The 26523-nt window shown below is 41.7% G+C and carries 27 protein-coding genes; 20 read left to right on the top strand and 7 right to left on the bottom strand.

Translation table 11 applies throughout. The features are described 5' to 3' along the window. The first annotated feature begins 11 nt into the window (after positions 1-11). From modB to HH214_RS06750, 7 genes are all read left to right on the top strand, one after another. Complete coding sequence (gene modB / locus HH214_RS06780; RefSeq protein WP_169606607.1) at positions 12-689, top strand: molybdate ABC transporter permease subunit; 678 nt, start codon at positions 12-14, stop codon at positions 687-689. Continuing rightward, on the top strand, positions 686-1546 hold the full coding sequence (locus HH214_RS06775) for an ATP-binding cassette domain-containing protein (protein WP_169606606.1): 861 nt from the start codon (positions 686-688) through the stop codon (positions 1544-1546). The genes modB and HH214_RS06775 overlap by 4 nt, the downstream gene beginning before the upstream one ends. 91 nt (positions 1547-1637) lie before the next feature. Continuing rightward, positions 1638-1877 carry a molybdopterin converting factor subunit 1 gene (moaD, locus tag HH214_RS06770; protein WP_169606605.1) on the top strand — a complete coding sequence of 80 codons (240 nt, stop codon included), beginning with the start codon at positions 1638-1640 and terminating at the stop codon, positions 1875-1877. A 7-nt stretch (positions 1878-1884) separates the two neighbouring features. Beyond that, complete coding sequence (locus tag HH214_RS06765) at positions 1885-2295, top strand: molybdenum cofactor biosynthesis protein MoaE (protein WP_169606604.1); 411 nt, start codon at positions 1885-1887, stop codon at positions 2293-2295. Between the two features lie 4 nt (positions 2296-2299). Further along, complete coding sequence (moaA, locus tag HH214_RS06760; protein ID WP_169606603.1) at positions 2300-3295, top strand: GTP 3',8-cyclase MoaA; 996 nt, start codon at positions 2300-2302, stop codon at positions 3293-3295. 38 nt (positions 3296-3333) lie between these two features. Further along, positions 3334-4455, top strand: coding sequence for a HesA/MoeB/ThiF family protein (locus HH214_RS06755; protein WP_169606602.1), 1122 nt, complete (start codon positions 3334-3336; stop codon positions 4453-4455). A 565-nt stretch (positions 4456-5020) separates the two neighbouring features. Then, on the top strand, positions 5021-6214 hold the full coding sequence (locus HH214_RS06750) for a molybdopterin molybdotransferase MoeA (RefSeq protein WP_169606601.1): 1194 nt from the start codon (positions 5021-5023) through the stop codon (positions 6212-6214). Here HH214_RS06750 and HH214_RS06745 read toward each other — a convergent pair. From HH214_RS06745 to HH214_RS06725, 5 genes are all read right to left on the bottom strand, one after another. Next, positions 6211-7440 carry an MDR family MFS transporter gene (locus tag HH214_RS06745; RefSeq protein ID WP_169606600.1) on the bottom strand — a complete coding sequence of 410 codons (1230 nt, stop codon included), beginning with the start codon at positions 7438-7440 and terminating at the stop codon, positions 6211-6213. The two genes, HH214_RS06750 and HH214_RS06745, sit on opposite strands and share 4 nt — an antisense overlap. 176 nt (positions 7441-7616) lie before the next feature. Continuing rightward, positions 7617-8924 carry a UDP-N-acetylglucosamine 1-carboxyvinyltransferase gene (gene murA, locus HH214_RS06740; protein WP_169606599.1) on the bottom strand — a complete coding sequence of 436 codons (1308 nt, stop codon included), beginning with the start codon at positions 8922-8924 and terminating at the stop codon, positions 7617-7619. 260 nt (positions 8925-9184) lie between these two features. Continuing rightward, entirely contained in the window at positions 9185-10438 is a 1254-nt protein-coding gene (locus HH214_RS06735) for a pyridoxal phosphate-dependent aminotransferase (protein ID WP_169606598.1), read from the bottom strand. 175 nt (positions 10439-10613) lie between these two features. Continuing rightward, positions 10614-11351, bottom strand: a complete 738-nt coding sequence (locus HH214_RS06730) for an acyl-CoA desaturase (protein ID WP_169606597.1) — start codon at positions 11349-11351, stop codon at positions 10614-10616. 151 nt (positions 11352-11502) lie between these two features. Continuing rightward, entirely contained in the window at positions 11503-12537 is a 1035-nt protein-coding gene (locus HH214_RS06725; RefSeq protein ID WP_248282226.1) for an LLM class flavin-dependent oxidoreductase, read from the bottom strand. 158 nt (positions 12538-12695) lie between these two features. Here HH214_RS06725 and HH214_RS06720 point away from each other — a divergent pair, with 158 nt between their 5' ends. Continuing rightward, complete coding sequence (locus tag HH214_RS06720; protein ID WP_211166322.1) at positions 12696-13256, top strand: hypothetical protein; 561 nt, start codon at positions 12696-12698, stop codon at positions 13254-13256. 330 nt (positions 13257-13586) lie between these two features. Here HH214_RS06720 and HH214_RS06715 read toward each other — a convergent pair whose 3' ends face one another. Further along, on the bottom strand, positions 13587-14510 hold the full coding sequence (locus HH214_RS06715) for a Nif3-like dinuclear metal center hexameric protein (protein ID WP_169606595.1): 924 nt from the start codon (positions 14508-14510) through the stop codon (positions 13587-13589). A gap of 216 nt (positions 14511-14726) precedes the next feature. Here HH214_RS06715 and rplM point away from each other — a divergent pair, with 216 nt between their 5' ends. From rplM to pyrH, 6 genes are all read left to right on the top strand, one after another. Next, positions 14727-15164 carry a 50S ribosomal protein L13 gene (gene rplM, locus HH214_RS06710; RefSeq protein WP_169606594.1) on the top strand — a complete coding sequence of 146 codons (438 nt, stop codon included), beginning with the start codon at positions 14727-14729 and terminating at the stop codon, positions 15162-15164. Between the two features lie 26 nt (positions 15165-15190). Then, the gene (rpsI, locus tag HH214_RS06705) at positions 15191-15577 is read left to right on the top strand and encodes a 30S ribosomal protein S9 (RefSeq protein WP_169606593.1); all 387 of its coding nucleotides are present in this window, start codon (positions 15191-15193) and stop codon (positions 15575-15577) included. 21 nt (positions 15578-15598) lie between these two features. After that, entirely contained in the window at positions 15599-16441 is an 843-nt protein-coding gene (rpsB, locus tag HH214_RS06700) for a 30S ribosomal protein S2 (protein ID WP_169606592.1), read from the top strand. A gap of 178 nt (positions 16442-16619) precedes the next feature. After that, positions 16620-17471, top strand: coding sequence for a translation elongation factor Ts (tsf, locus tag HH214_RS06695; RefSeq protein ID WP_169606591.1), 852 nt, complete (start codon positions 16620-16622; stop codon positions 17469-17471). Positions 17472-17538: 67 nt separating this feature from the next. Next, positions 17539-18648: an N-acetylglucosamine-6-phosphate deacetylase gene (nagA, locus tag HH214_RS06690; protein ID WP_169606590.1), complete on the top strand. Its 1110-nt coding sequence runs from the start codon at positions 17539-17541 to the stop codon at positions 18646-18648. A 38-nt stretch (positions 18649-18686) separates the two neighbouring features. Beyond that, complete coding sequence (pyrH, locus tag HH214_RS06685; RefSeq protein WP_169606589.1) at positions 18687-19391, top strand: UMP kinase; 705 nt, start codon at positions 18687-18689, stop codon at positions 19389-19391. Between the two features lie 125 nt (positions 19392-19516). Here the strand turns inward: pyrH and HH214_RS06680 are convergent, their stop codons facing one another. Next, positions 19517-20806 carry an aminopeptidase P N-terminal domain-containing protein gene (locus HH214_RS06680; RefSeq protein ID WP_169606588.1) on the bottom strand — a complete coding sequence of 430 codons (1290 nt, stop codon included), beginning with the start codon at positions 20804-20806 and terminating at the stop codon, positions 19517-19519. A gap of 149 nt (positions 20807-20955) precedes the next feature. On the opposite strand from HH214_RS06680, the gene HH214_RS06675 reads away from it, so the two are divergent. The 6 genes from HH214_RS06675 (at position 20956) to HH214_RS06655 (ending at position 26469) form a co-directional block, all read left to right on the top strand. Then, positions 20956-22302 (top strand): OmpA family protein, encoded by a 1347-nt coding sequence (locus HH214_RS06675; protein ID WP_169606587.1) that lies wholly within the window; start codon positions 20956-20958, stop codon positions 22300-22302. Between the two features lie 70 nt (positions 22303-22372). After that, positions 22373-22516 carry a DUF6728 family protein gene (locus HH214_RS06670; RefSeq protein WP_169606586.1) on the top strand — a complete coding sequence of 48 codons (144 nt, stop codon included), beginning with the start codon at positions 22373-22375 and terminating at the stop codon, positions 22514-22516. Beyond that, positions 22516-22896 (top strand): RidA family protein, encoded by a 381-nt coding sequence (locus HH214_RS06665; RefSeq protein WP_169606585.1) that lies wholly within the window; start codon positions 22516-22518, stop codon positions 22894-22896. Before HH214_RS06670 ends, HH214_RS06665 begins: the two co-directional genes overlap by 1 nt. Before the next feature lie 26 nt (positions 22897-22922). Further along, positions 22923-25031: an ATP-dependent DNA helicase RecG gene (gene recG / locus HH214_RS06660; protein WP_169606584.1), complete on the top strand. Its 2109-nt coding sequence runs from the start codon at positions 22923-22925 to the stop codon at positions 25029-25031. A 47-nt stretch (positions 25032-25078) separates the two neighbouring features. Further along, positions 25079-25435 carry a hypothetical protein gene (locus HH214_RS22055; RefSeq protein WP_248282225.1) on the top strand — a complete coding sequence of 119 codons (357 nt, stop codon included), beginning with the start codon at positions 25079-25081 and terminating at the stop codon, positions 25433-25435. Positions 25436-25608: 173 nt separating this feature from the next. Beyond that, positions 25609-26469: a M20/M25/M40 family metallo-hydrolase gene (locus HH214_RS06655; protein WP_390622375.1), complete on the top strand. Its 861-nt coding sequence runs from the start codon at positions 25609-25611 to the stop codon at positions 26467-26469. The last annotated feature ends 54 nt before the right edge of the window (positions 26470-26523 follow it).

Below are 26523 nucleotides of genomic sequence, written 5' to 3'. Positions count from 1 at the left end.
AACACATTGCTGTGCTTACCGACTACCAACCCTTATGGCTTACCTTAAAACTGGCGCTGATTACTACAGTCTGCCTGTTAGCTATAGGCATTCCGGTAGCGGCTATATTGGCGCAAAGCAAATCAAAATTCAAGCCCTTTGCTGAAGCTATCATTAGTTTACCCTTGGTGTTACCACCTTCAGTATTGGGTTTTTACTTGTTACTGGCCTTTAGTCCGAATTATGGATTGGGTAAAATACTGGAAGCTACTTTTAACCTGCGGCTGGTGTTTTCGTTTACCGGCTTGGTTATCAGTTCTATCATTTACAGTTTGCCGTTTATGGTGCATCCGGTACAGGCCGGGTTAGAAGCATTGCCTGGTAGTTTGCGTGATGCTTCGCACACGTTGGGGAAATCAGATATTACCACATTCTTCAGGGTTCTGTTGCCAAATATTAAACCGGCTTTGTTATCAGGCATCGTGCTCACTTTTGCTCATACGCTGGGCGAGTTTGGTTTGGTGCTCATGATTGGCGGTAATATTCCTGGTGTTACCCGTGTAGCCTCTATTGCTATTTACGACGAGGTAGAGGCATTGAACTTTAACACGGCACATGTTTATGCCGCTATATTGTTGGTGGTTTCTTTCAGCATTTTGCTTACGGTGTACTTGACCAACAAGCGTTTGTTTAAACAGGTAGTAGCATGATTAAAATCAGCGTACGTAAAAAGCTGCATTTGGCTCATGGTTCATCTATGTTATCGGTAGATGCCGAGTTGCCTGCTCAGGCTTTTACAGCCTTATATGGGCCGTCGGGTGCGGGTAAAACTACTTTGCTCAAAATTATAGCAGGGCTGTTACAACCTGAAGAAGGTATTATTGAGGTGAACGGCGAAACGTGGCTCAACACGCATCGAAAAATTAATATGCCGATACAAAAGCGAAGTATCGGTTTCGTGTTTCAGGATTTTGCCCTATTCCCAAACATGACCGTTAGAGAAAACTTGTTGTATGCCTTGCCCAACCGTAAACAAACTGATGTTATTGAAAGCTTGCTGACCAAAGTTCATCTGAAAAATTTAGCCAACCGTAAACCCGATACTTTATCTAGCGGACAAAAGCAACGCGTAGCTTTAATACGTGCATTGATGCGAAAGCCGCAGTTGTTATTACTGGATGAGCCCTTATCGGCGCTGGATGATGCCATGCGGCAACATTTGCAGCAGGAACTGACAAGCTTTTACCAGGAGTATGGCATGAATGTACTAATAGTGAGTCATCACTTACCTGAGATTATCAAGCTTTCCAATCAGGTATTACAATTGGAAGGTGGACAATTGATAAAAGCAGGCACGCCAGATATGCTATTCAACCTGGAACAGAACCCTGATCAGCTACAGCTTATAGGCGAAGTGTTAAGTGTTGATGAACAGCAGGTAAAGCTCTGGGTAGAACATAGCATGATCAGCATTCCACTATCAGATAATACGGCTTTATGGAAAGCAGGCGATAAAGTGACGATAGCCTGTCATACCCGTGATTTACGTTTCAAAAAGCTTTCGTAACTTTATATCATTATACAAACCTTAGTGGGTTGCTGGTGTTGCTACACCAATACTGCCTGTAAGGTAGTTAGCATAAAACAGATACTTACTTATGGAAATATTGTTGTTTGGCATAACCCGCGAAATTGTGGGCCAATCCAAACTTACATTACCCGCCAGTGAAAACATAACTACGGTTAAAGCTTTAAAAAACTGGTTGGGTAATCAATACCCTGCTATTCAGGGCTTAACATCGTTGGCTGTAGCTGTGGATAATGAATACGTGCAGGATGATGATGTATTAAGCGGACATCACGAAATAGCCTTAATTCCGCCGGTAAGCGGAGGGTGATAAAACCATGTTAATTAAAGTTGTTGAACAGATTGATTTAAATGAGGCTTACGCTTACTTGCGTTCGCCGGATGCCGGTGCTGTTAACCTGTTTATAGGTACAGTGCGCAATCATTCAAAAGGCAAAGAAGTAGTAAGGCTTGATTTTGAGGCTTATGATGCTATGGCCATACAGCAAATGCAGCATGTAGCTGATGAGGCTGCCGCTAAATGGCCGTTGTGTAAACTAGCCATGATTCATGCTATAGGCGCTAAAGATCCCGGCGAGCCGGTAGTGGTGGTAGGTGTATCGTCTGCGCATCGTGAAGCATCGTTTGAAGCCTGTCGTTTTTTAATTGATGAGCTGAAAAAAACAGTGCCCATCTGGAAAAAGGAATTTTACGAAGATAATAGCGTGTGGATAAACGCACATCCATAATCTCATGGAAAAAAGTGTATTGATTGATAAATACGGAAGGGAACTGAACTACCTGCGGCTATCGGTAACCGACCGCTGTAATTTCAGGTGCTATTACTGTATGCCGGAAGAAGGTATTGACTTTGCCTCGCGCAAAGATTTAATGACCTTTGATGAAATGCTAACGCTATGCACCATCTTCTGCAACTTAGGTATTTCTAAAATTCGTATTACAGGTGGCGAGCCCTTTGTACGGAATGGCATTATGCCTTTTTTAAACAAACTGAGTGAGGTAGATGGCTTAAAAGAAATCACGGTAACCAGTAACGGTACATTATCTGATAAATATAAAGCAGAACTGTTGAGATTGGGTATTCGTAAGATCAACATCAGTCTGGATTCATTAAGTCGGGAGCGTTTTCATCACATTACCCGGCGTGATAGCTTTGACAGCGTTTATGCTGGTGTATTTCAGTTGCTGGATGCTGGTTTTGATGTAAAACTGAACTGTGTAGTAGCCGATAATAAAAATATACAGGATATAGTTCCGTTTATTGAGCTAACCAAAAATTATCCATTATCTGTACGCTTTCTGGAAGAAATGCCATTCAACGGCAGTGATGGCTCGCAAGTACTATCCGATTGGAATTACAAAACCATATACAATTACATCAGCGAGCATTATTCAGATATTAACCGCCTAATCAGTGATGCCAATTCAACTTCGGTTAATTACAAGATAGCTGGTTACCAAGGCAGCTTTGGTATCATTCCATCCTTCAGCCGTACATTTTGTGGCACCTGCAACCGCGTGCGCCTTTCAGCCACTGGCGAACTGCGTACCTGTTTATATGGTCCGCCGGTAACTAACCTGCGCGATCTGCTGCGTCAGGGCGCATCCATACCTCAGGTAGAGCAGGAAATACTGGCTGCTGTAGCCCATCGCGAACGTGACGGCTACGCTGCCGAAGCATTAAGTAACAACTCGGTACATAAATCTATGTCGGTACTTGGCGGATAAGCTAAGTACCTAAATAAGGTTATATATTTCATTAAGATATGCAGATTCATACTCCCCCTTCAGGGGACAAGGGGGCTGAACGTTATTCCCGTCAAACGCAATTAGCTAATTTCGGCGAAGCTGCTCAGCAAAAGCTACGGCAAGCCCGCGTGCTGGTAGTAGGGGCTGGCGGTTTGGGTGTTCCTGTATTGCAGTACTTGACTGGCATGGGCGTAGGTACCTTAGGACTGATTGATTCGGATGCGATTAGCTTAACCAATTTGCACAGGCAAATCCTTTATACAGAAGCTGAGGTAGGGCAAAGTAAAGTAGTTGTAGCTGCTGAGAAGCTAAAGGCGTTGAACAGCGAAATAAGTTTTGAGATTTATGAAGAAGCTTTAACACCACAAAATGCTTTAATCATTATACAGCAGTTTGATGTGGTGGTAGATGCTACCGATAATTTTGCTGTCCGCTACTTGCTGAATGATGCTTGTGTGTTATTAAATAAGCCTTGTGTGTATGGTGCTGTACAACAGTATGAAGGCCATGTAAGTGTATTTAATTATCAAGGCGGTCCTACTTACCGCTGTCTGTATCCTATACCACCATCAGCAGGCGAAATACCTGATTGTAATACAGCCGGGGTACTAGGTGTAGCGCCGGGTATTGTAGGATGCCAGCAAGCTTTGCAGGTGGTTAAGGTGCTTACGGGCGTAGGCAAAACTTTGTCTGGTCATCTGCAAATTTTTGATTTCTTAACCGACGATCAATATAAAATCAAGCTGAAAGCTAAGCCCGAAAGTCGGCAGATTACCAGTTTACAAAGCAGTTATGCTTCCCCAGTATGTAATACTGTAGCCTTACTCACGGCAGAAGAGTTGTATGACTGGTATGAAGCTAAGCAGCCTTTTCAGGTTATTGATGTGCGTGAGGCTAATGCTTTTGCAGAAGAGCACTTGCAGCACGCCGTATCTTACCCGTATTCAACATTCAAAGCTGAAGACATAGCTATTGTTGACAACGCACCTGTAGTGATGTTTTGTGAGAAAGGGGCTCGTAGTAATAAAGCAGCGCAATTGCTACAAAAGCTTTATCCATCGACTGCTATTTATAGCTTGGTGGGGGGGATGGATAATTGGCAGTATGAGTTTGATGAGGAGTATATAGTGCAGGGATAATATTTGTATTATGCTGGTGCTTTGTGAGGATAGGTAAAATGCTTTATTTCCGTTAGTGGATGTTACTTTTCTTTGATACAAAAGAAAAGATAACCACAAGAAACTAAGCATAAGCGTTCTCATGAACACCAATAAAAAATAAAACACAAAGTGAATAAACTTGCGGCTACGTTATGTTGCTTTGGAAGGTAGTGCTGTGGCTACTTAGTGCTACCCGCAATATTCCTGATGCCGCGAAAGGAAGGGTATTTATGTTTCTGTAGTTGAGTAGTTTACGTAAATTATCTACTTACACGTCATGGCGAGGTACGAAGCCATCTCTGCGGAGGTATAAACTAATATCTGTACCAACAGCAGAATCAAGCGCATAAATGAATTACAAACCGTTAATAAGAAGAGCGCAGGACTGGCAGAAAAGCGGGCCAGCGTAGGACATGAGCGCAGGAGCTTTTTTCTGCCTTGTCTTTTTGGTTACTTTTGTGATTAAGACAAAAGTAACTAGGCCCCTGCGGCCATGAGCAGACTAACTCTCATAAAGCATTAACTTTTAAATAAAGCAATAAACATGATCTCCGTACAAGAAGCGTTATCACTCGTTGTATCCCACAAAAAAGATCTAAGTATCGAAACTGTAGATCTGCTGCAATCTTATAAACGCATCTTGGCACAACCAGTAAAAGCAGATCGTGATTTCCCACCATTTCACCGGGTAACGATGGATGGTATTGCTATTAACAGTACAGCTTTTGAACAAGGTCAGCGTTCGTTTACCATAGAAGCTATTCAGCCTGCCGGCTCTCCGCAAATACAATTACAGAGTGCACAAAACTGCATTGAAGTCATGACCGGAGCCATGTTGCCGGTAAATACGAATGCAGTAATCCGGTACGAAGATTTAACCATCGAAAATCAAGTAGCTACCATAAACTTGGATACAGTTACAACTTATCAAAACGTGCACTTACAAGGTACGGATGAAAAAGCGGGTAACGTGTTGGTACAAGCAGGTGAGCAGATAACGCCAGCTATTATCGCTATAATGGCTTCAGTAGGTTTAGCAGAAGTGCAGGTTTACCGTTTACCCAAAGTAGCCGTATGCTCAACTGGTGATGAACTGGTAACGGTTACGGAGCAGCCGCAAGCACACCAAATTCGGCAATCAAACAGCTATATGCTATTAGCTGCCTTGAAGCAAGAAGGCATCCTGGCCAACTCATACTACCTGCCCGACGAACCTAATGCCATGATTGCTCAATTATTAAGCATGCTGCAACAGTATGATGTATTGTTGTTTTCGGGAGCGGTATCTAAAGGTAAGTTTGACTTTTTGCCGCAGGTTTTACAACAACTAGGCATGCAAACCATATTCCATAGTATTGCCCAAAAGCCGGGCAAACCTTTGCTGTTCGGCAAGTTTAATACCGGTGCTGTAGTGTTTGGCTGTCCCGGTAATCCGGTTTCTACCTGGGTATGTTACCAGCTATATTTCCGAACATGGCTGTATGTCTCTTTGCAGCAAAAGCCTAAACCAGTAATAGCAACGCTGACCAAAGACATTGTTTTTAAACCTGCATTAACTCAGCATGTATTAGTAAAGCTCAAGCAAGTTGATGAAAAGCTGATGGCTGAACCGGTAGATACCTCCACTTCCGGTGATATGGTGAACCTGATGCAAGCCGAAGGCTTTATTAGCTTGCCGGCCGAGCAAACTCATTTTTCGGCTGGTTCATTATTTCCGGTGTTGCTGTTTGATAATTAAGTAGCCAATATGGTTTTTCGGGATAATTGCTTTTGCAAGAGGTTAAAGCCAATGGTTGCTGCCAAGCATACACCGCCCAATGTCCACCATAGCAGGTTATAACCGCCCCAGTAAATAGCTTGGCTGCCTAGGGTAGGGGCAATAATTTGTGCAACAGACCATGCCATGCTGTACAAACCGGCATACTGTCCGGTGTTTTGTCCGTTGGTACGACTAATCCAAAAGGCATTCATGAAAGGCATACTCATAATTTCGCCAATGGTAATAAAGCCTACTACGAATAAGGCTGACCATCCCGAAGGTGGTAATACATTCAAAGCCATAAAGCCAAGGCCAGTAAGCAGTACACCCCAACTGATATAGAACAAGCCCGGCCGACGGCCTTCCAGTTTGTGTACCAGCACCATTTCAATAGCGACGATAAGTAAGCCGTTCAAGGCCATCAAAAAGCCAATAAATTGTTCATTAAAATGCCATTGTAGTTTGTAAAACACCGGCTGCATAGTAAATAATTGAAAAAAGCAGGTGGCAAACAGTATAACCAGGCCGGTAAAAACTAAATAAGTACTATCCTGGTAAGCAGAAGCAGAACTAGAGATTATTTTGCTTTTAACCTTCGCTACTATAGGTTGCTTATATACCGAACGAGGCATCAGCCTTAACAGCAATAAAGCCGAGAAAATATTGGTACAACCATCTACCCAAAACAGCAAATGGTAATTTACCGAAGCCAGAAAGCCGCCCAATGCACCGCCACAAGCCCAACCCAGGTTTACCGCCAATCGGTTTAAAGAATATGAGCGCGTACGGTTCTCTTCACTGCTGTAATGAGCTATAGCGGTAGAGTTAGCTGGCCGAAAAGCATCATTACACATGCTCAGGATAAAGGATACAACACAAACCCCTGCAAAGCTTTGCTGTAAGCCCAATAGAATAAACAAAGAACCACCGCTGAGCAGGGCACCTAGTTGTACATCATAAAACCCATAGCGATCTGTAATGCGGCCACCCATAAATGCGCCGGCAACTGAGCCAGCACCAAACATAGCCATTATTATACCTGCTTGTACAATGGTGAAATGTAGTTGCTGGGTACAGTAAATAGTCATGAAAGGAATAACCATGGTTCCGCTACGGTTTACCAGCATTACAAACGATAAATACCAGCTATTGCGTGACAATCCGCTGTAAGCTTTTTTATAGAGTTGAATAGTACTGTTGAGCATAATTTAACTTAACTCATTATACCTGTCATTGTCTGTGAGGACACAGACAACGGCAGTAAAGGTTATGGTATTCTAGAACACTTTATGTGTTGACTATAAAATATCAGCCATAAAAAAACCACTGCCTCATATACGCTAAGCAGTGGTTTTTACTTTATTAAATAAGGTTGTTTTGCTTAAATGCGTACAATATCAGCTCCTAATGCTTTCAGTCGTTCGTCAATGTGCTGATAGCCGCGTTCAATTTGCTCAATGTTGTAAATGGTAGATTTACCTTGAGCTGATAAGGCTGCAATCAGTAATGATACGCCGGCACGAATATCGGGTGAGGTCATGCTGATGCCGCGCAACTGTACCTGCTTATCTAAACCAATTACCGTAGCACGATGCGGATCACACAAAATAATTTGGGCACCCATATCCAGCAGTTTATCTACGAAGAACAAGCGGCTTTCGAACATTTTTTGATGAATCAGTACCGAACCTTTAGCCTGAATAGCGACCACCAAAATAATACTTAACAAATCGGGAGTAAAGCCAGGCCAGGGAGCATCGGCAATCGTCATGATGGAACCATCAATAAAGGTTTCAATTTCATAATGATCTTGTGCCGGAATGAAAATATCATCACCTTTCAACTCAATCTTAATACCCAAGCGCCGGAAAGTATCAGGTATAATACCCAATTCTTTATATTGAACATTCTTGATGGTGATTTCAGACCCCGTCATGGCAGCCAAGCCGATGAAAGAACCAATTTCAATCATATCAGGCAACATGCGGTGTTCGGTACCTTTCAGCTCAGTTACACCTTCAATAGTAAGCAGGTTAGAGCCAATACCGATAATTTTAGCACCCATGCGGTTCAGCATTTTGCAAAGCTGTTGCAGGTAAGGTTCGCAAGCTGCATTATAGATGGTAGTAGTACCTTTAGCCAGTACAGCAGCCATTACAATGTTGGCTGTACCGGTTACCGAAGCCTCGTCTAGCAAAATATAGGTGCCTTTCAAATCACTGGCATCTACCCGGTAAAAGCCTTCTTCAGGGTTGTAATTAAAGCGGGCACCTAATTTTTCAAAGCCCAAAAAGTGGGTATCTAACCGGCGGCGGCCTATTTTATCACCACCAGGTTTCGGTATAGAAGCTTTACCAAAGCGGGCCAGCAATGGGCCTACAATCATGATAGAACCCCGTAAACTGCCACCTTTGGATTTAAAAGCCTCTGACTGGAAGAAATCCAAATCAATATTAGCGGCTTCAAAAGTATAAGTATCTGCCGAAAGACGTTCGACCGTAACGCCCATATCGCCCAGCAGTTCAATAAGCTTATTTACATCCTTAATGTCGGGTATATTGCTTACCGTTACTTTTTCGCTGGTAAGTAATACTGCCGAAAGAATTTGCAGAGCTTCATTTTTAGCGCCTTGGGGAATGATTTCGCCCTTTAACTTTTTGCCGCCCTGAATTTCAAATGCGTTTTTCATATCTGTTCGTTATCAGTAAGTACCGGAAGTTATAGTCCGTACGCTATAATTTTGCAAAGATGAAATTTAAAATGCAAAAAACGATAGGCTGGTGGCAGAATATAGCGTATTAGAACCTAAGCTATATGCGCTATGCAGAAGGCAAATTAATCTAAAACCATCATGGCGAGGTACGAAACCATCTCTGTGCAGGCATGAACAGCTTGTTGGCTAGATGGCTTCGCTATCACTCGCCATGACATAAGGGAGATGATGCAGTACTATTTCAACTGTGTTAATGCTTCGCGTATGCGAGGTATCATACCTTGTATATCTTCCAGGGTTGAGGTGCCTACTGAAGCGCGGAACCAATTTACGCTATCATCAGTACCAAATGCTGAAAAAGGAACCAAAGCTACTTTGGCAACTTTAATCAGGTAGAAGTTAATATCGGCCGATGTTTGCAGCAAATCGCCAGCAGGTGTGGTTTTACCGGTATAATCTACTTTCACCGTTAGGTAAATAGCGCCCATAGGTTCAATCGCATCTACTGCGAAACCTTCTGTTTTCAATTGCTGAAAACCTTGGTATAAAGTATTCAGGCATTCCTGTATGCGGGCACTGAAGTTATTCAAGTAATTGTGCAATGGCTCGGCTTGTTGTATATATTGGGCAGTAGCTACTTGTTCGGCTTTAGGTGCCCAGGCACCCATGTGGCCTACAATAGAACGCATTTTAGCAATAATATTTTCCGGACCAAAGCCCCAACCTACACGCACACCAGTAGCAGCCAAACATTTTGATATACCATCAATATATACGGTGTAATCTTTTAATTCAGGGCGCAAAGTAACCGGATCATAATGCTTTTTACCAAAGGTAAGCATGGCATAAATCTGATCGTACATAATGTACAACGGTTTTTCACCAGGTTGGCGACTGGCATTTTCAGTAATTATCAAGTCGCAAATTTCTTCCAGATCAGCTTTTTCAAACATGGTGCCGGTTGGGTTTTGTGGCGAACACAGACACAACAGGGTAGCGCCTTTCAGGTGCGGTTTTAAATCGGCCGCTTTAGGCAAAAAGTTGTTCTCGGCATCAGTCGGAATCTGTATTTCTACAGCGCCGGTAATATGGCAGTAATGGTTATTGTTCCAGGATGGGGTAGGATAAATTACTTTATCACCGGCATCTACCAAAGCCAAAAAGGTGGAGTAAATTAATGGGCGTGAACCGCTAGCAATTAAAATTTCATGAGGGGTAACATTAATATGATGTTCTTCAGCTAAAAAGGTAGCTACCTGCTTGCGTAGTTCCAGCATACCATCGGCCGGTGGGTAATTGGTATGATTATGCTGATAAGCTTCTATAATATCCTGTTTTAACTCATCCGGTATAGGATAAATCTGCGGATCAAAGTCGCCGATAGTCAGGTTGGCAATTTGCTCACCTTGGCGGCGCAGCTCATTAATTTCATTACCTATTTTGATGATTTCAGAACCTTTCAGGGTTTGCGCTAATACTGATACGCTCATAACTAATAAATTGAGCGGCAAAGATAGGTGTTTTAGTATCAAGAGTACAGCGGCAATACTCAAGACTTTTCTAACAGTTGTGTTACGTAATAAGCTTGTTGAGGTATTTACAAAAGAAAAAAGCCTGCCTTTTTCAAAAGGGCAGGCTTTTTTCTTTAATTATTTTCCTTTTAGCTTAAGCTATTGATGGTTTACGCATTTTAATAATGCGCATCCAATGCAGGGCTTTCATTACCGGGTAAACCGGGTCAACTTCAAACCAGCGTTTGCCAAAGTTAGGGCTGTTTGGAAATTTATGGTGATTGTTCTGGAACAGTTCGCCTAACATGAAAAAGTCGAAAGGTGTAGTATTTTTTGATTTATCGCCATTATCAAAGTTAGAGTAGCCATATTTATGACCGCACCAGTTAACAATAGCGCCATGTAACGGGCCCATAATAAATTGGATAGGCAACAGTAAAAACATCCACCACTGGGTAGCAAAAGCTACATAAAACCAAGCGTATAATAGCCCAAACATCAAACGGGTTGAATTTAATGAACCATAATAATCTATTAGTCGCCATTCCGGGTAATTGCCTTTAAAGCGTGCTTCCGGTTCTTTCACTCTGCGTTCGTGTTCACGAAAGCTGATAGCTGTACGGTACATCATCTGAAATACATCGGTAAAGAAGTGAGGCGAATGCGGATCTTTTTCAGTATCACTGTAAGCATGGTGCTCACGGTGCATAATTGCATAAGCTCTCGGATTCAGGAAAGAAGAACCCTGGCTGATAAAAGTTAACGTGTGAAAAATACGCTCAGTGATTTTGTGCGTTGTAAACATTTTATGCGCCGCATACCGGTGCAGATAAAAGGTTTGAAAGAACAAAGACAAGAACCAGTGGGCTACAAAAAAGATAATGATTATCACAGTATGTAATGTATAATGAGTATATAAATTATCGTAATAGTTAATAATTGGCTGCAAAAGTACTATTAAATTATGGAATAATAACACTTTTGAATGCTTTTAAACGATTTTGAAACCTAACTAGTTTTACCAATTACCACATATATTTTTATTAATTGATAATCGCTTGGGGTTCAAGAATACCAAATTGTTCGGCTAAAAGCTGATACGATTGCAAACGGTCTTCAAAATGCTCGGTGATGGTAACGGCTATGAGTTCATTTACCTCATAGGTATTGGCCATTTGGGTAAGCTGCGCTTTTACCACATCAGGAGTACCTGTAACTACACGTCGGCGGTTAAGTTTAATGCGCTCCTGCTCGGCTAAGGTGTATGTTACATTTTTAATATCATTATAGTTTACCGGCATCAGGTTGCCGCCTTTTTCCAGTTGTGTAAACCGGTAGTCCATCAAAGCTTGTTGCTGTTGTATTCTTTCTTCATCTTCCGAACAGAAAACAAATAAGGCTACATTAGTTTCGGGTTGAGCCAAATCAGCTGATGGCTGGAAACGGCTGCGGTAAAGTTGTACAGCCTGTGCGCCGCCTACTGGATTAATAAAGTGCGCAAACGAAAAACCCATTCCAAAATGGGAAGCAAACATGCTGCTTTGTCCGCTGCTGCTAAGCAACCAGGTAGCCGGTACCGTTTGTACTTGTGGAATGGCGCGTATTTTGGTGCCAACCGGGCCGTTTTCGGCAGTATCATGAAAATAATTCTGCAAGTCCATCAACTGTTCAACAAAAGCTTGTTCACTGAATTGGTTGGATGGGTTAAGTACCGAAGCCGTAAGGCGGTCGGTGCCTGGTGCGCGGCCCATACCCAAATCTACCCGGCCTGGAAACAAGGCTTCCAGCATTCGGAAGTTTTCGGCTACTTTTAAAGCGCTATGGTTAGGCAGCATAATGCCGCCTGAGCCTATACGCAGGTTTTTAGTTTGGCTGCCCAGGTAAGCTAGCAGTACTTCGGGCGTGGAGCCGGCAAGGCTGCCTATATTATGGTGTTCTGATATCCAGAAACGGGTATAACCTAGTTGGTCGACAAAGCGGGCCAGTTCAATAGTTTCTTGTACGGCTTGCTCGGCAGTAACGCCTTTACGTACTGGCGACTGATCCAGCACGCTTAAACGAATTTGTTTCATATCCATGTATATACAATAATCAGGCTATGTAACAGGTTAGGTAATATCAAATTTGTTTTGTTGCGTTAAGATTATAAATTGATTGATCACTTTTACTTTAATTATGTTCAGATAGATTTTGACAGGTACTCTAAAATTATTCGTATTCAATATAAAACTGAATTATGATGCACTTGCTATTCATGTTTACCATGATTTTTTCTCAGCCTACTGATACGTTGCATTTAGCGGCTGATCTTAGAAAAGATAAAGCCATTTTGGCCGAGGAGCATGGTTATTACGTTGGGCAACCAAGTAAATATCACTTTGAAATATTTGAAAAATATGCAAAGTTGAATCTGACAAACTGTAAGTATTCAAGAAAAAAGGTCGGCAAGCATGTCATCAACTCTTGGAAGAATGTATCTGCACATTTAACAATATTTCAAGTGCAGAGTGTAATTGAAGTTGATACAATATTTGAGTTTGAATCTCTTAATGTAAATTCTGTTCACAAAGCTCCAAATGAAAAGTATCATATAAAAGCTACATTCTATTATAGGTCTTATATTATTGATGATGGCAAAAAACCTCAGCTTGTTTATATGAGTGAGTTGAAATCCGGACTTTTACAATACAGTGTAGGAAATAAGGTGACATTTCCTATTTATGAAGATATACCAATTGGACAGCAATATCCAAATTTAAAAGAAATCTTAAAAGTTATTGGAATGTATAGAGAATAGGTACTGGAGTTATTACTGATTAAAGATAAAAAGCGCCTACTGAAAAACTAATTGCCAAATATTAATTTGAGTAAAATAAAATATCAGTTTTCAAGAGAAACGAGGTATGCTTATGGAACAATTGTCTTAGTAACTGATGATTGATAATTGTTGTAGAATTATCACTATTATTATCTATGTAATAAACTATGTAAATCTTATTTGCTTAACCATAAACACTGACAAACTAGTGCCACCACTGCCAATAGTTTGTCAGTGTTACAGGGTGTTACACACTGAAACATGTAACACCTGTAACAGTAAGCAAATCATTCAACATTTTGCATCATCTTACATAAACGACAGCGAATTGCCTGTTGGGATATGTGTTACCTTAACTTCTGGTATATGCTGTTTCAGCCATTGCGCCATAAATGCTGAGCCTGGCTCTTCGCTGGCAATATGTCCTAATACAACTAGCGCCGTGGTTTTGCCGGTAGCCCGGGCATCTCTGATATATTCGGCCGTTTCCCATTCCGATAACTCACCACACAAAGCTACATCAGGCTGATACTTGCTGATGGCCTCAATTTGGCGTTGGCCACCAGCCGAACCCGGCATATAAATGGCGCTTTTACATACTTGCTGCGTGTTACCAATATAACGTACCATTTGAATGTTTAAACTTTTCTTGGCATGCGCAATGATATTAGCCAGTGTTGTAGGCGGCAAATTATAAATGTACTGGCTGGAAGTGCTAAATTTTTGCCACCCTAATTGGTCAACAGCGCCTTTTACAACACCATCGGCAGCCAGGCTATGTATATAGTCGTGGTTGCGCCATATCGCTATGTTGTGTTTTCTCAATAGATCGGTTTTGTAGCGGTAAACCTCATCGTGCTCCAGCCATTGGGTATTATCAGCATGGTTGTAAAAAGTAGGCTCGTGTGCAATAATAAAATTGGCATTCAGGTCTATAGCTTTTTTAATTAGCTCAATGGTAGCAAACATAGTAGTTACCACGCCGGTTACCTGAATATCCCGGTTGCCTGCTTTTAAAGTATCTACCGTGTTAGGGAAGGGTGCATTTGGGATCTGGCTGATAAACTTATCCATAATCTGTCCAACGGTTATAGGTTCTGCATCTAAAAAATTTGCTGCATGGCTTACCAGCGGTGCAGAAAATAGTAGTGCAGCGCCTGCGGCACCAGCCGTATGATGAATAAATTTCCGGCGGTTGATAGAATCGTCTGGGTTAGCAGGCTTATTTGGCATGAGGATTAATTTTTTCAAAGATATAGAAAGCACAAATGCTGTAAAACGGAAATATTTAGCTCTTAACTATTTTTACAGATTATATTGCTGATTTAACCAGCTGATTTACATAAAAATTAGCAGCAAACCACTTGCACGTCAAAGAAATACTCGTATCTTTGCAGTCCCGAAATTACGGGGTATAGTAAACTGTTTAATTAATTTAATATAAAGCAAGTGAATACGTTAAGTTACAAAACTGTCTCAGCCAACAAAAAGACCGTTAACAAGGAATGGGTAGTTGTTGACGCACAAGGCGAGATTTTGGGGCGCTTAACCTCTAAGATTGCATCAATCATCAGAGGAAAACACAAGCCAGGCTTCACCCCAAACGTAGACTGCGGTGATAACGTGATTGTTATCAATGCAGACAAGGTAAAACTGACCGGAAACAAATTCAGCGACAAGCAATATGTTTCTTACACTGGTTACCCTGGTGGTCAGCGTTTCATTTCTCCTAAGGAGTTAATGGCTAAATTCCCTGAGCGTGTAATTGAAAAAGCCGTTCGTGGTATGTTACCTAAAAATCGTTTGGGCAGAGCTATTTATGGCAACCTGTATGTTTATGCCGGCGCCGAGCATCCGCACGCTGCACAAAACCCAAAAACCATTTAACTTTTTAATTTAAAACGAGAAAAGAAATGCCAACAACTAACACTTCAGGCAGAAGAAAAACAGCTGTTGCCCGCGTTTACTTAAACGAAGGCAGTGGCGCCCTTACCGTTAACGGTAAAGATTACAAAGAATATTTCCCTACCTTACCTTTACAATACGTAGCTACTCAATCTTTACTGGTTTCTGGTTCAGAGGGTAAATTTGACGTGGTTGCTAACGTAACCGGTGGTGGTGTAAAAGGACAAGCAGAAGCTGTTCGTTTAGCTATCGCTAAAGCTATTGTTGAACTTGATGCGGAGAAAAAACCAGCTCTACGCGCTAAAGGTTTAATGACTCGTGACCCACGTATGGTGGAACGTAAAAAACCAGGTCGCCGTAAAGCACGCAGAAGATTCCAATTCAGTAAACGTTAATTTTTTAAGGAGGACACAACAATGGCAAGAACAACATATCAGGACTTACTGGATGCAGGTGTACACTTTGGTCACCTTACCCGCAAATGGGATCCGAAAATGGCTCAGTACATTTTCATGGAGCGTAACGGTATCCATATTATCGATTTAAATAAAACCTTAAGTAAGGTTGAAGATGCCGCAGCGGCTATCAAACAAATAGTAAAATCAGGCCGTAAAGTATTATTTGTAGCTACTAAAAAGCAAGCAAAAGATATCGTAGCTGATTATGCTAAAACCGTAAACATGCCTTTCGTAACCGAGCGTTGGTTAGGTGGTATGTTAACTAACTTTGCTACTGTACGTAAGTCAATCAAAAAGATGTCAAACATCGATAAATTGACTAAAGATGGTACTTACAGCAACCTTTCTAAAAAAGAGCGTCTGATGATTCAGCGTGAGCGTGTAAAACTGGAAACTTTATTAGGTGGTATTTCTGACCTGAACCGTTTACCAGCTGCTCTGTTCCTGATCGACGTTAAGAAAGAGCACATCGCTGTTTCTGAAGCTTTGAAGTTAAATATCCCAACCTTTGCCATGGTGGATACTAACTCTGATCCTTCAAACATCGATTTCCCTATCCCGGCTAACGATGATGCAACTAAATCAATTTCTTTGATTACCGGTATCATTATCCAAGCTATTCAGGAAGGTTTAGACGAGCGTAAACGCGAGAAAGAAGACGAAGCTGAAAAAGAAGCAGCTGCATCAAAAGCTAAAGCTGATGGTGGTGACGAAAACACCCGTCGCCGCAGAAATGCTGCTGAAACTGAAGCGCCGTCAACCAGTACTGACGTTACCGCTAGTGAAGGCCACGGCGCATAAGTGCCTGCTTCTGTAAAGAGCGTATAAAAGAATAAATTAAACTATTGTGGATTGTAGGAAAGATTGATAGATCTGACATACAATCCGCAATTTTTATAAACAGACTGTTGTAAAGCGGTATAAACGAGCCAATAGCTCATTGCTATTATCTATTTACAATTAATAAATAAACAAAGACATGTCTACAGTACAAATTTCTGCATCAGACGTTAACAAACTGCGCCAGCAAACAGGTGCAGGTATGATGGACTGCAAAAAAGCTTTGACTGAAACCAACGGCGATTTTGAAGCAGCCATTGATTACTTAAGAAAAAAAGGAGCTAAAGTAGCTGCCAGCCGTCAGGACCGTGAATCAAACGAAGGTGTGGTTATTGCCCGCACTTCAGAAACTGCCGACCGTGGTGTAATTATTGAATTAAACTGCGAAACTGACTTCGTAGCTAAAAATGCAGAGTTTATTGCTTTTGCTAACGCAATTGCTAACACTGCTGTTCAAAATAAACCAGCTACTATAGACGATTTATATAACCTGGAAATTGACACTGAAACCAATCGTGTAAAATTAGGTGAAGCTATCACCGACATGACTGGTAAAATTGGTGAAAAGATCGGTGTATCTAAATACGAAGTATTAGAAGCTGGAAAAGTTGTGGCTTACATTCACGGTAACTTCCGTTTAGGTGTATTAGTTGGCTTAAGCGCTAACCCTGCCGGTGCTGAAGAAGCTGGTAAAGACGTAGCTATGCAAATTGCTGCTATGAACCCAGTTGCTTTAGATAAAGATGATGTTGACGCTACTACTATTGAGCGTGAATTAGCTATTGCTCGTGAGCAAATCCGTGCTGAAGGTAAACCTGAAGCCATGGTAGAAAAAATTGCTGCTGGTAAGCTGAACAAATTCTATAAAGATTCAACTCTGTTAAATCAGGAGTTCGTAAAAGATCCATCTAAAAGCATCGCTCAGTTCCTGAGTGGTGTTGATAAAGGTTTAACTGTAACCGCGTTTAAGCGAGTTGCTTTAGGAGCTTAATTTTAAAATCCCCGCCTTTTATGAAAGGCGGGGATTTTTTTTGCATTCTACTTTTATTCAAACAGCCATGTTAACAGCTTTATACAATACTCTTATCGTATTTAACGGTCAGGTTACTGATGGTAAAGCTGTTATTATTGAGAATAGTCAAATTCAGGCGGTAATTTCTGTAAGTGAAATACCAGCTCAGGCTGAGCGTATTGACTTAAAAGGTGCTTACTTAGCACCAGGGTTAATTGATTTACAAATTTACGGTAGTGGAAAGCAGTTGTTTGGTGGGCATCCATCAGTAGCAGCTTTGCAGGAAATGGAGCTTGATTTACTACAGAAAGGCTGTACGGGCTTTTTAGCAACTGTGGCTACCAATATTGATGAAGTGGTTGTAAAAGCTATAGAGGCGGCTAAGGCTTACCGGCCGCAAGCTATAGGTAGCTTTCTAGGTTTGCACATGGAAGGGTCGTATATCAATCCGTTACGTAGAGGTGCACATCTTGAGCAGCACATCAAAAAAGCTACTCTGAAAGAAATAACGAATTGGATTAATTTGGGCGAAGGTAAAATCAAGATGATTACGCTGGCTCCCGAACTGCAAGATGCCGAAGTGCTCGAGTATTTAGCGCAGCAGAACATTATCCTTTCATCAGGGCATAGTGATGCTACTTATCAGCAGGCAAAAGATTTCATCAACAAGCCCATCAATGCAATAACACATTTGTATAATGCTATGCCGCCTATGCATGATCGGGTACCCGGCATTATACCTGCCATATTTGAACATAAACCTTACACCAGCATTGTAGCTGATGGCGTACATGTTGATTTTTCCATGATTCGGTTAGCCAAACGCGAATTGGGGGATAAGCTGTTTCTGATAACCGATGCAGTTACTGAATCAACTGATGGGGTATACCCACATCGATTTGATAAGAATAGATATGTAATGCCTGATGGAATCCTGTCAGGTTCTGCCTTAACATTGTTGAAAGCTGTGCAGAACTGTGTACAACATGCGGGAATCAGCTTAGGCGAAGCTGTGAATATGGCATCACTTTATCCCGCGCAACTAGCCGCATTAGCAAGTAAAGGAAAAGTTGAAGCCGGATATGACGCGGATTTAATTATTTTTGACTCGGAATTTAACATTCAGTTCACGTATTATAAAGGTAAACGATACTAACATTATATTAACTAAAACACTATAAACACGCATTCTGCATGAAATACAAAAGAATTTTACTGAAACTAAGTGGCGAATCGTTAATGGGTGACCGCCAATATGGTATTGACAATAACCGTGTACTGCAATATGCACATGATATAAAAACAGTGAGTGAAGCTGGTGTCGAGATTGCTGTAGTAGTGGGTGGAGGTAATATTTTCAGAGGACTAAGTGCCGAAAAATCAGGTATGGAACGTGCACAGGCTGATTACATGGGTATGTTGGCTACTGTAATTAACTGTATGGCTTTACAAAGTGCACTGGAAGGTATTGGGGTAGATACTCGTCTGCAATCGGCTATTAAAATGGAGCAGATTTGCGAGCCGTACATTCGCCGCAGAGCCATGACGCATTTGGCAACCGGTAAAATTGTGATTTTTGGTGCAGGTACCGGTAACCCTTATTTTACTACAGATACCGCAGCTTCATTAAGAGCTATCGAGATTAAAGCTGATGTGGTATTAAAAGGAACCCGTGTGGATGGAATTTACACTGCCGATCCGGAGAAAGACCCGACTGCCACTAGGTATGATGAAGTTACTTTCCAGGAGGTGTATGATAAAGGTTTGAATGTAATGGATATGACAGCTTTTACGTTATGTCAGGAAAATAAGCTGCCAATTATTGTATTTGACATGAATAAGCCAGACAACTTCCGCAAAGTAGCTGAGGGAGAACCTATCGGTACTTTGGTAAAGTAGAACAGGAATACAAAACCAGAACCAAGAAATAAGAGCCAAGGATCAAGTAGTAATATTGTATTTAGTAAATACTAGAGTACTACCTTGTTTTTTGGCTCTTATTTCTTAGCTCTAAATTCCAGTAGTTAGCTATTCATAATCTCTTCTATCTCTGCTGCCTCCAGCGGAATGTCGGCCATCAGGTCAATGTTGCCATTTTCGGTAATTAAAATATCATTCTCCAGCCTAATGCCTAAACCTTCTTCCGGAATATAAATGCCCGGTTCGCAGGTTAAAATGTTGCCAACTTCAAAAGGCTTGTAGCGGCTGGCATAATCATGTACATCCAACCCCAAGTGGTGCGAGGTTCCATGCATGAAATATTTTTTGTACAAAGGCATTTTTGCATCCTGTTTATCTACCTCGTGCCGTTTTAATAAACCAAGTTCAATAAGCTCACTGGTCATTATTTTACCTACCTCATCATGGTAGTCATTCCATACCGTTCCGGCTACCAGCATCTGGGTAGCTTGGCGCATCACCCGTAACACGGCATCATATACCTGCCGTTGTCTTGGCGTAAAGCGCCCGTTAACTGGTACAGAACGGCTCAGGTCGGCATTATAGTTAGCGTACTCTGCACCAAAATCAAATAAAATTACCTCACCATCTTTACAAATCTGGTTGTTGTCATTATAGTGCAGAATGGTGGCATTTTTACCAGAGGCAATAATGGGGCTATAGGCATGGCCGGTGGCACGTTGCCGTATAAACTCATGTATAATTTCAGCTTCTATTTCATATTCAGCTACGCCGGGCTTTACAAACTTTAATACCCGTACAAAGGCATCTTTAGTAATGGTGCAGGCTTTTCGGGTTAGCTCAACTTCAACGGCCGATTTTACCGGACGTAAATCGCGCAGTATGGGTGCGGCGCGTTCATAATGGTGTAGAGGGTATTTACTGCGTAAGTCGGCCAGTATGCGTAGATCACGGTATGGAACAGTATGTACATACCGATCATTTTCATTAGTATTAATATAAATATGGTCAGCATAATGAATAATACTGTGTAATATAGCATCAAAATCCTGCAACCAATATATTTGTTGAATACCTGATACCTTACGTGCTTCCTCTTTGGTATATTTATTACCTTCCCATACCGCAATGTGTTCGTTGGTTTGTCTTAAAAAAAGTACTTCTTTGTATGCCGGATTAGGACAATCCGGAAAAAGCAACAGTACACTTTGCTCCTGATCAATGCCTGTCAAGTAAAAAAAGTCAGGATTTTGTTTAAAGGTGAAATTTTGATCGCCACTCCTTACAAATTCGTCATTTGCATTGAATAAAGCTATGGAAGATGGCTTTATTCGCGAAACGAAATTTTTTCTATTTATGATAAATAATTTATCGCCTATGGATGAATATTTCATATTTAACAGTTTTTAATTTTTATAAAAACAATATTTTCCATTTCTTTGTCTCCAATATTACATGAATTGGAACGGTGTTTGGTAAACGTTCAAACATAAAACTAATTTTCAAAGTAAAATCACAATTAAAATTGTTTAATCTTAAAACTATGAACTATTCTACATTAAAGAAAACAGTCGCTTTTTCGTTTGCGTCTTTAATGGCAGTAGGAGCAGCTAAAGCTCAAACTTCCACTACTGACACAACTATGAAAATGTCGCAAACTGGTACTGCCAAAGTATTTGGTGGTCGCGGTCAGTACAAAACATTAAGCTTTGGCGTTAACGCAGGTATCTTATCACCTGCATTAGCTACCGGTGGCGTACATGATTTCACTGATTACAACGTTGAGTTAGGTTACGGTGCGTCATTAAGATGGCAACTGGCTCACTCATTCGGTTTACAATTAGATGCACAAGGTGGTGAAGTATCAGGTGATAACTTCAGCGCTATTGGTCGTACTCGTGACGGTTTGCGTTCTTATGACACTCGTATCTGGTCTGGTACTTTGAGCGGTGTTGTTAACGTAGCTCAAATTGATTACCTACGTCGTAAAAATGCTATCACTTTCTTCGTTAAAGGTGGTGCTGGTATGGTATGGTATCATCCAGAAGTTATTACTCAATCAGGTGCATTTGCTGAATATCTGAACTCTGATGGTTCAAAACATTACGTAAAAAGCTTAGTAATCCCTATCGGTGCTGGTGTTAAATTCCGTCTATCTGACGCGTTAAACTTCACCTTAGGTTACACTGAGAACTTTACTGATGACGATAACTTAGACGCTTTAAAACGCGGTTACCCATCTAAAGATAAATACTCATACGGTTACGGTGGTTTCGAATATACATTCGGTTCTTCATCAAAACCAAACCTGGATTGGGTAAACCCAGTAGCTATGATGTATGACGAACTGTATGATGCAGCTTTACGTCAAGAAGTTGAAGCTTTAAAAGGCCGTGTTACTAACGTTGAAAATGCAGTTAACGACCTGAAAAAAGATTCTGACGGTGACGGTGTATCTGATCAATTCGACAAATGCCCAGGTACTCCTGCTGGTACAGTAGTTGATGGTGCTGGTTGCCCAATCAAATTCCCTACTGATACTGTAGCTACTGCTACTGCTGCTGCTTACTCAAACATTCAGTTTGACTTCGATAGCTCAGTATTACGTACTTCATCTTACGGTGTACTGGATGCAGTTTCTGCTGATATGCGCTCTAACACTGGTAAAACTGCTGAATTAGACGGTTACGCTTCATCTGAAGGTACTGCTGCTCACAACATGCGTTTATCAAAAGACCGTGCTAACTCAGTAAAAACTTACTTAGTTAACTCAGGTGTTGAAGCTCGTCGTTTAAAAGTGAAAGCATATGGTGAAACTAACCCAATTGCTGACAACTCAACTGAAGAAGGACGCGTACAAAACCGTCGTGTTGAGTTCAAACAAAAATAATTTAACACACTTTTGATACTAAAAAGGGCTCCGGGTTATCCGGAGCCCTTTTTTTATTTACTTTTGTTGTATGTACTTTTTCCGTAAAAAAGACGATAACCGGCCAACAAGTTTTAACCTGAAAGTGATGCACATCATCAATGCTACGGCTATAATTATGTTTGTGCTGGGCATCATCTGGAAACTGATTGATTGGTTTATACTAAAAAAATAATGAGCACCGTAATCAACACTACCAATGCACCTGCACCTATTGGCCCATACAGCCAAGCTGTTTTAGCAGGTAACCTGTTATTTGTATCTGGCCAAATTGCCTTTCATCCGCAAACCGGCGAATTGCAGCTACAATCTATTGATGCCGAAACCCGTCAGGTAATGGACAACGTTAAAGCTATCCTGACCGAAGCTGGCCTTGATTTGAGTGCCGTGGTTAAAACCAGCATATTTTTGAAAGATATGGGCAACTTTGCTGAAGTAAACGAAATATATGGGTCATACTTTACCAGCAACTTTCCGGCCCGTGAAACTATACAGGTAGCGGCTTTGCCTAAAAATGTAAATGTTGAAATTTCTGTAATCGCTTATAAAGCCTAAGCTAACTAGCTTAGGCATATTATGTCTTGAACACATCCGTATTTCAAACACCTATTGATTATTTAAAGGGTACTGGAACTGCCCGGGCCGAAGTTTTGAAAAAAGACCTCGGCATTTTTACGTTTGAGGATTTGCTGCGGCACTTTCCGTTCAAGTACATTGACCGTACGCGCTTTTATAAAATCAGGGATATACAACCTGAATTACCCCACGTGCAGGTAATTGCCCGCCTTACGCATAAAGAAATTTTAGGCGAAAAGCACACCAAGCGGCTGGTAGCTCAAGTACAGGATGATACCGGTGTAATGGAATTAGCCTGGTTTCAGGGTATCAAGTGGGTAGAGAAGAGTTTGATAGTAGGCAAAGCTTACATCATTTTCGGTAAGCCAGGTTCGTTTAACGGCAAAGCTCAAATGGCTCACCCTGAGTTGGAGCAGTACTCGCCCGAAATACTAAAGCGTAAAGGTAATTTAACTTTACAACCTGCCTATAACTCTACCGAAAAGCTGAAGCAGTTTTCGTTAGATAGTAAAGGTTTACAGAAACTGGTAGCTGGTTTGCTGGAGCAGCACGCTAAAGATATTCATGAAAACCTGCCACTTTACCTTCGTCAAAAATTCAAGCTAATAGACAGGGCTGATGCTTACCGACAGATACATTTTCCTGAAAGCCCAGAGCAGTTATATGAGGCTGAACACCGGCTAAAGTTTGAAGAATTGTTCTTTATACAGCTTAAGCTGTTGCGTAATAAACTGCTACGTACCCATAAGTTTAAGGGTAATATTTTTGAAAAGGTTGGCGACTACTTTAATACCTTTTACCAGCATAAAATTCCTTTTCCGCTTACCAACGCGCAAAAGCGTGTACTAAAGGAAATACGGATAGATACCCAACGCGGCGTGCAAATGAACCGTTTGCTACAGGGCGATGTAGGTAGCGGTAAAACTGTGGTGGCCCTGATGAGTATGCTGCTGGCTATTGATAATGGTTTTCAAACCTGCATGATGGCGCCTACTGAAATCTTGGCCAATCAGCATTATGCTTCGCTAAAAAGCTTGGTGGGGGATGATTTTGTAGAGATTGCTTTGCTTACCGGATCAACACCGAAAAAAGCCCGAAAAGTCCTTCATGAACAACTAGCCAGCGGACAGCTTAAAATATTAATTGGTACTCATGCACTTATTGAAGATGCTGTGCAGTTCCAGAACTTAGGCTTCGTCGTAATTGATGAGCAGCATCGCTTTGGGGTTGAGCAACGTGCCAAGCTGTGGCGTAAAAGCGTTATACCACCGCATGTACTGGTCATGACGGCAACACCCATTCCCCGTACCTTGGCCATGACCTTGTATGGCGATTTGGATGTATCAGTTATTGATGAACTACCAGCTGGCCGAAAGCCTATCGAAACCAAACACTTTTATGAAAGCCAGCGCTTAGTAATGTTTGGGTTTATGCGGCAGCAAATAGCTTTAGGCCGGCAGGTGTATGTGGTATATCCGTTAATACAGGAGAGCGAAAAGCTGGACTTGAAAAACCTGGAAGATGGTGCCAATACCTTATCGTATGAGTTTCCGTTGCCCGAGTACCGTATCAGTATTGTGCATGGCAAACTATCAGCCACTGAAAAGGATTTTGAAATGCAGCGTTTCGTGAAGGGCGAAACACAAATTATGGTGGCTACTACCGTAATTGAAGTAGGGGTGAACGTACCTAATGCTTCGGTCATGATTATTGAAAATGCCGAACGTTTTGGTTTATCGCAATTGCACCAACTGCGGGGTAGGGTAGGACGTGGTGCCGAGCAATCATATTGTATTTTAATGAGTAGCCAGAAACTAAGCCGTGAAGGTAAAGTACGGCTGGAAACTATGGTGAGAACCAATAATGGTTTCGAAATATCTGAAATTGACTTACAGTTGCGCGGACCAGGCAACATTGAAGGTACGCAGCAAAGCGGCGTATTAGATTTAAAGCTGGCTAACTTAGCTACCGATCAGGAGCTATTACTGCAGGCTCGTAAAGCAGTAGAAGATATTTTTGCGCAAGATCCGCAGTTGGCTTTGCCCGAAAATCAGGTATTGCAACTGGCTTTTCAGGTAAAAAATGCCGGTTTGAGTTGGGATAAAATTTCCTAATCCCTATCTTAACGGCGGTAATTTAATAATATCCCTAAACACCGCTGATGAAACTCAAAGCTATTGCCTTGTCCTTAATGGCAGCTACCTCGCTGACCTTATCTGCACACGCACAAGATTCGCTAATGTTGCGCAAAATTTATGATGAAGAATTAGTGAATGGAAAATGCTATGATAACCTACGTTATTTGTGTAAACAGATTGGCCCTCGGTTAAGTGGTTCGGCCAATGCCCAAAAGGCAGTAGAGTGGAGCAAAAAGCTGATGGAAGGTTACGGGTTCGATCGTGTTTACCTGCAGGAAGTAATGGTACCCCATTGGGTACGTGGCGAAAAAGAGCAAGGCCAAATTGTAGCAGGTAAAACCCGCATCCCAGTAGCTTTGGCTGCGTTAGGGGCTCGGTAGGTACGCCAGCTAACGGCATTACAGCCGAGGTTGTTGAACTGCACAGCCTGCAAGAACTACAAACCTTAGGCGAAGCTGGTGTTAAGGGTAAGATAGTATTTTTTAACCGCCCGTTTGATGAGCGCTTTATTGAGGCCGGGCAAGCTTACGGTACTGCTGGCGATCAGCGCAATATGGGGCCGGGTGCAGCGGCTAAATACGGTGCTGTTGCCGTTATTGTACGCTCGTTAACTTCCGCCTTAGATGATTATCCGCATACGGGTAATACCAATTACGGCAACAATCCTAAAATACCGGCGGCTGCCATATCTACTATAGCAGCGAATAAATTGAGTGAACTGTTAAAATCTAAAGTAGCACAGCCGGTTCAATTTTACTTGAAAGATAATTGCCAGATGTTGCCTGATGTACTTTCGTACAATGTAGTGGGCGAGATTAAAGGCACCGAGAATAACAATAAATATATTACTATTGGCGGCCACTTGGATTCGTGGGATTTGGCTGAGGGCGCACATGATGATGGTACCGGCGTGATGCAGTCGGCAGAAGTGCTGCGCATATTTAAGGCTTTAAGCTATAAACCTAAAAACAACATACGGGCTGTGTTTTTCATGAATGAAGAAAACGGCCATAAAGGGGGCACTAAATACGCCGAGCTTGCTGCTCAAAATCATGAAAATCATATTGCCGCTATAGAAACCGACGAAGGTGGCTTTACGCCGCGTGGTTTTAGCTTTGATGGTGTCAATCCTGCTTTGGTACAAAAGGTAAATGTGCAATGGAAAAAGCTGCTGGAACCTTATGAAGTTGACCACCTGATACCCGGCGGTAGTGGAACCGATATTGAACCACTGAAATCGCAAGTACCATCTGTAATATTAATTGGTTTCCGTCCAGACTCGCAACGGTATTTCGATATTCACCATACCCCAAATGATATATTTGAAAACGTTAATAAACGGGAGCTGGAACTAGGCGCGGCTTCTATAGCCTCGCTGGTATATTTGATTGACCAGCATGGATTAAGCCTGTAAGTGCTTGCTTATCCTTTCGAGAACCTTGTAGAGTAAACAAAAGTTCTGAATGTA

Origin of the sequence: Mucilaginibacter robiniae (assembly GCF_012849215.1) — a bacterium.
GTDB lineage: Bacteria > Bacteroidota > Bacteroidia > Sphingobacteriales > Sphingobacteriaceae > Mucilaginibacter > Mucilaginibacter robiniae.
The sequence above is the reverse complement of the archived record's forward strand: the minus strand, read 5'-3'. Positions and strand labels throughout refer to the sequence as shown.

What these genes read in the sequence shown, in the direction of transcription:
- HH214_RS06775 (WP_169606606.1), top strand. Translation starts at nt 686, where the DNA reads ATGATTAAAATCAGCGTACGTAAAAAGCTGCATTTGGCTCATGGTTCA.
- moaD (WP_169606605.1), top strand. Translation starts at nt 1,638, where the DNA reads ATGGAAATATTGTTGTTTGGCATAACCCGCGAAATTGTGGGCCAATCC.
- HH214_RS06765 (WP_169606604.1), top strand. Translation starts at nt 1,885, where the DNA reads ATGTTAATTAAAGTTGTTGAACAGATTGATTTAAATGAGGCTTACGCT.
- moaA (WP_169606603.1), top strand. Translation starts at nt 2,300, where the DNA reads ATGGAAAAAAGTGTATTGATTGATAAATACGGAAGGGAACTGAACTAC.
- HH214_RS06755 (WP_169606602.1), top strand. Translation starts at nt 3,334, where the DNA reads ATGCAGATTCATACTCCCCCTTCAGGGGACAAGGGGGCTGAACGTTAT.
- HH214_RS06750 (WP_169606601.1), top strand. Translation starts at nt 5,021, where the DNA reads ATGATCTCCGTACAAGAAGCGTTATCACTCGTTGTATCCCACAAAAAA.
- HH214_RS06745 (WP_169606600.1), bottom strand. Translation starts at nt 7,440, where the DNA reads ATGCTCAACAGTACTATTCAACTCTATAAAAAAGCTTACAGCGGATTG.
- murA (WP_169606599.1), bottom strand. Translation starts at nt 8,924, where the DNA reads ATGAAAAACGCATTTGAAATTCAGGGCGGCAAAAAGTTAAAGGGCGAA.
- HH214_RS06735 (WP_169606598.1), bottom strand. Translation starts at nt 10,438, where the DNA reads ATGAGCGTATCAGTATTAGCGCAAACCCTGAAAGGTTCTGAAATCATC.
- HH214_RS06725 (WP_248282226.1), bottom strand. Translation starts at nt 12,537, where the DNA reads ATGGATATGAAACAAATTCGTTTAAGCGTGCTGGATCAGTCGCCAGTA.
- HH214_RS06720 (WP_211166322.1), top strand. Translation starts at nt 12,696, where the DNA reads ATGATGCACTTGCTATTCATGTTTACCATGATTTTTTCTCAGCCTACT.
- HH214_RS06715 (WP_169606595.1), bottom strand. Translation starts at nt 14,510, where the DNA reads ATGCCAAATAAGCCTGCTAACCCAGACGATTCTATCAACCGCCGGAAA.
- rpsI (WP_169606593.1), top strand. Translation starts at nt 15,191, where the DNA reads ATGCCAACAACTAACACTTCAGGCAGAAGAAAAACAGCTGTTGCCCGC.
- rpsB (WP_169606592.1), top strand. Translation starts at nt 15,599, where the DNA reads ATGGCAAGAACAACATATCAGGACTTACTGGATGCAGGTGTACACTTT.
- tsf (WP_169606591.1), top strand. Translation starts at nt 16,620, where the DNA reads ATGTCTACAGTACAAATTTCTGCATCAGACGTTAACAAACTGCGCCAG.
- nagA (WP_169606590.1), top strand. Translation starts at nt 17,539, where the DNA reads ATGTTAACAGCTTTATACAATACTCTTATCGTATTTAACGGTCAGGTT.
- pyrH (WP_169606589.1), top strand. Translation starts at nt 18,687, where the DNA reads ATGAAATACAAAAGAATTTTACTGAAACTAAGTGGCGAATCGTTAATG.
- HH214_RS06680 (WP_169606588.1), bottom strand. Translation starts at nt 20,806, where the DNA reads ATGAAATATTCATCCATAGGCGATAAATTATTTATCATAAATAGAAAA.
- HH214_RS06675 (WP_169606587.1), top strand. Translation starts at nt 20,956, where the DNA reads ATGAACTATTCTACATTAAAGAAAACAGTCGCTTTTTCGTTTGCGTCT.
- HH214_RS06670 (WP_169606586.1), top strand. Translation starts at nt 22,373, where the DNA reads ATGTACTTTTTCCGTAAAAAAGACGATAACCGGCCAACAAGTTTTAAC.
- HH214_RS06665 (WP_169606585.1), top strand. Translation starts at nt 22,516, where the DNA reads ATGAGCACCGTAATCAACACTACCAATGCACCTGCACCTATTGGCCCA.
- HH214_RS22055 (WP_248282225.1), top strand. Translation starts at nt 25,079, where the DNA reads ATGAAACTCAAAGCTATTGCCTTGTCCTTAATGGCAGCTACCTCGCTG.
- HH214_RS06655 (WP_390622375.1), top strand. Translation starts at nt 25,609, where the DNA reads ATGGGGCCGGGTGCAGCGGCTAAATACGGTGCTGTTGCCGTTATTGTA.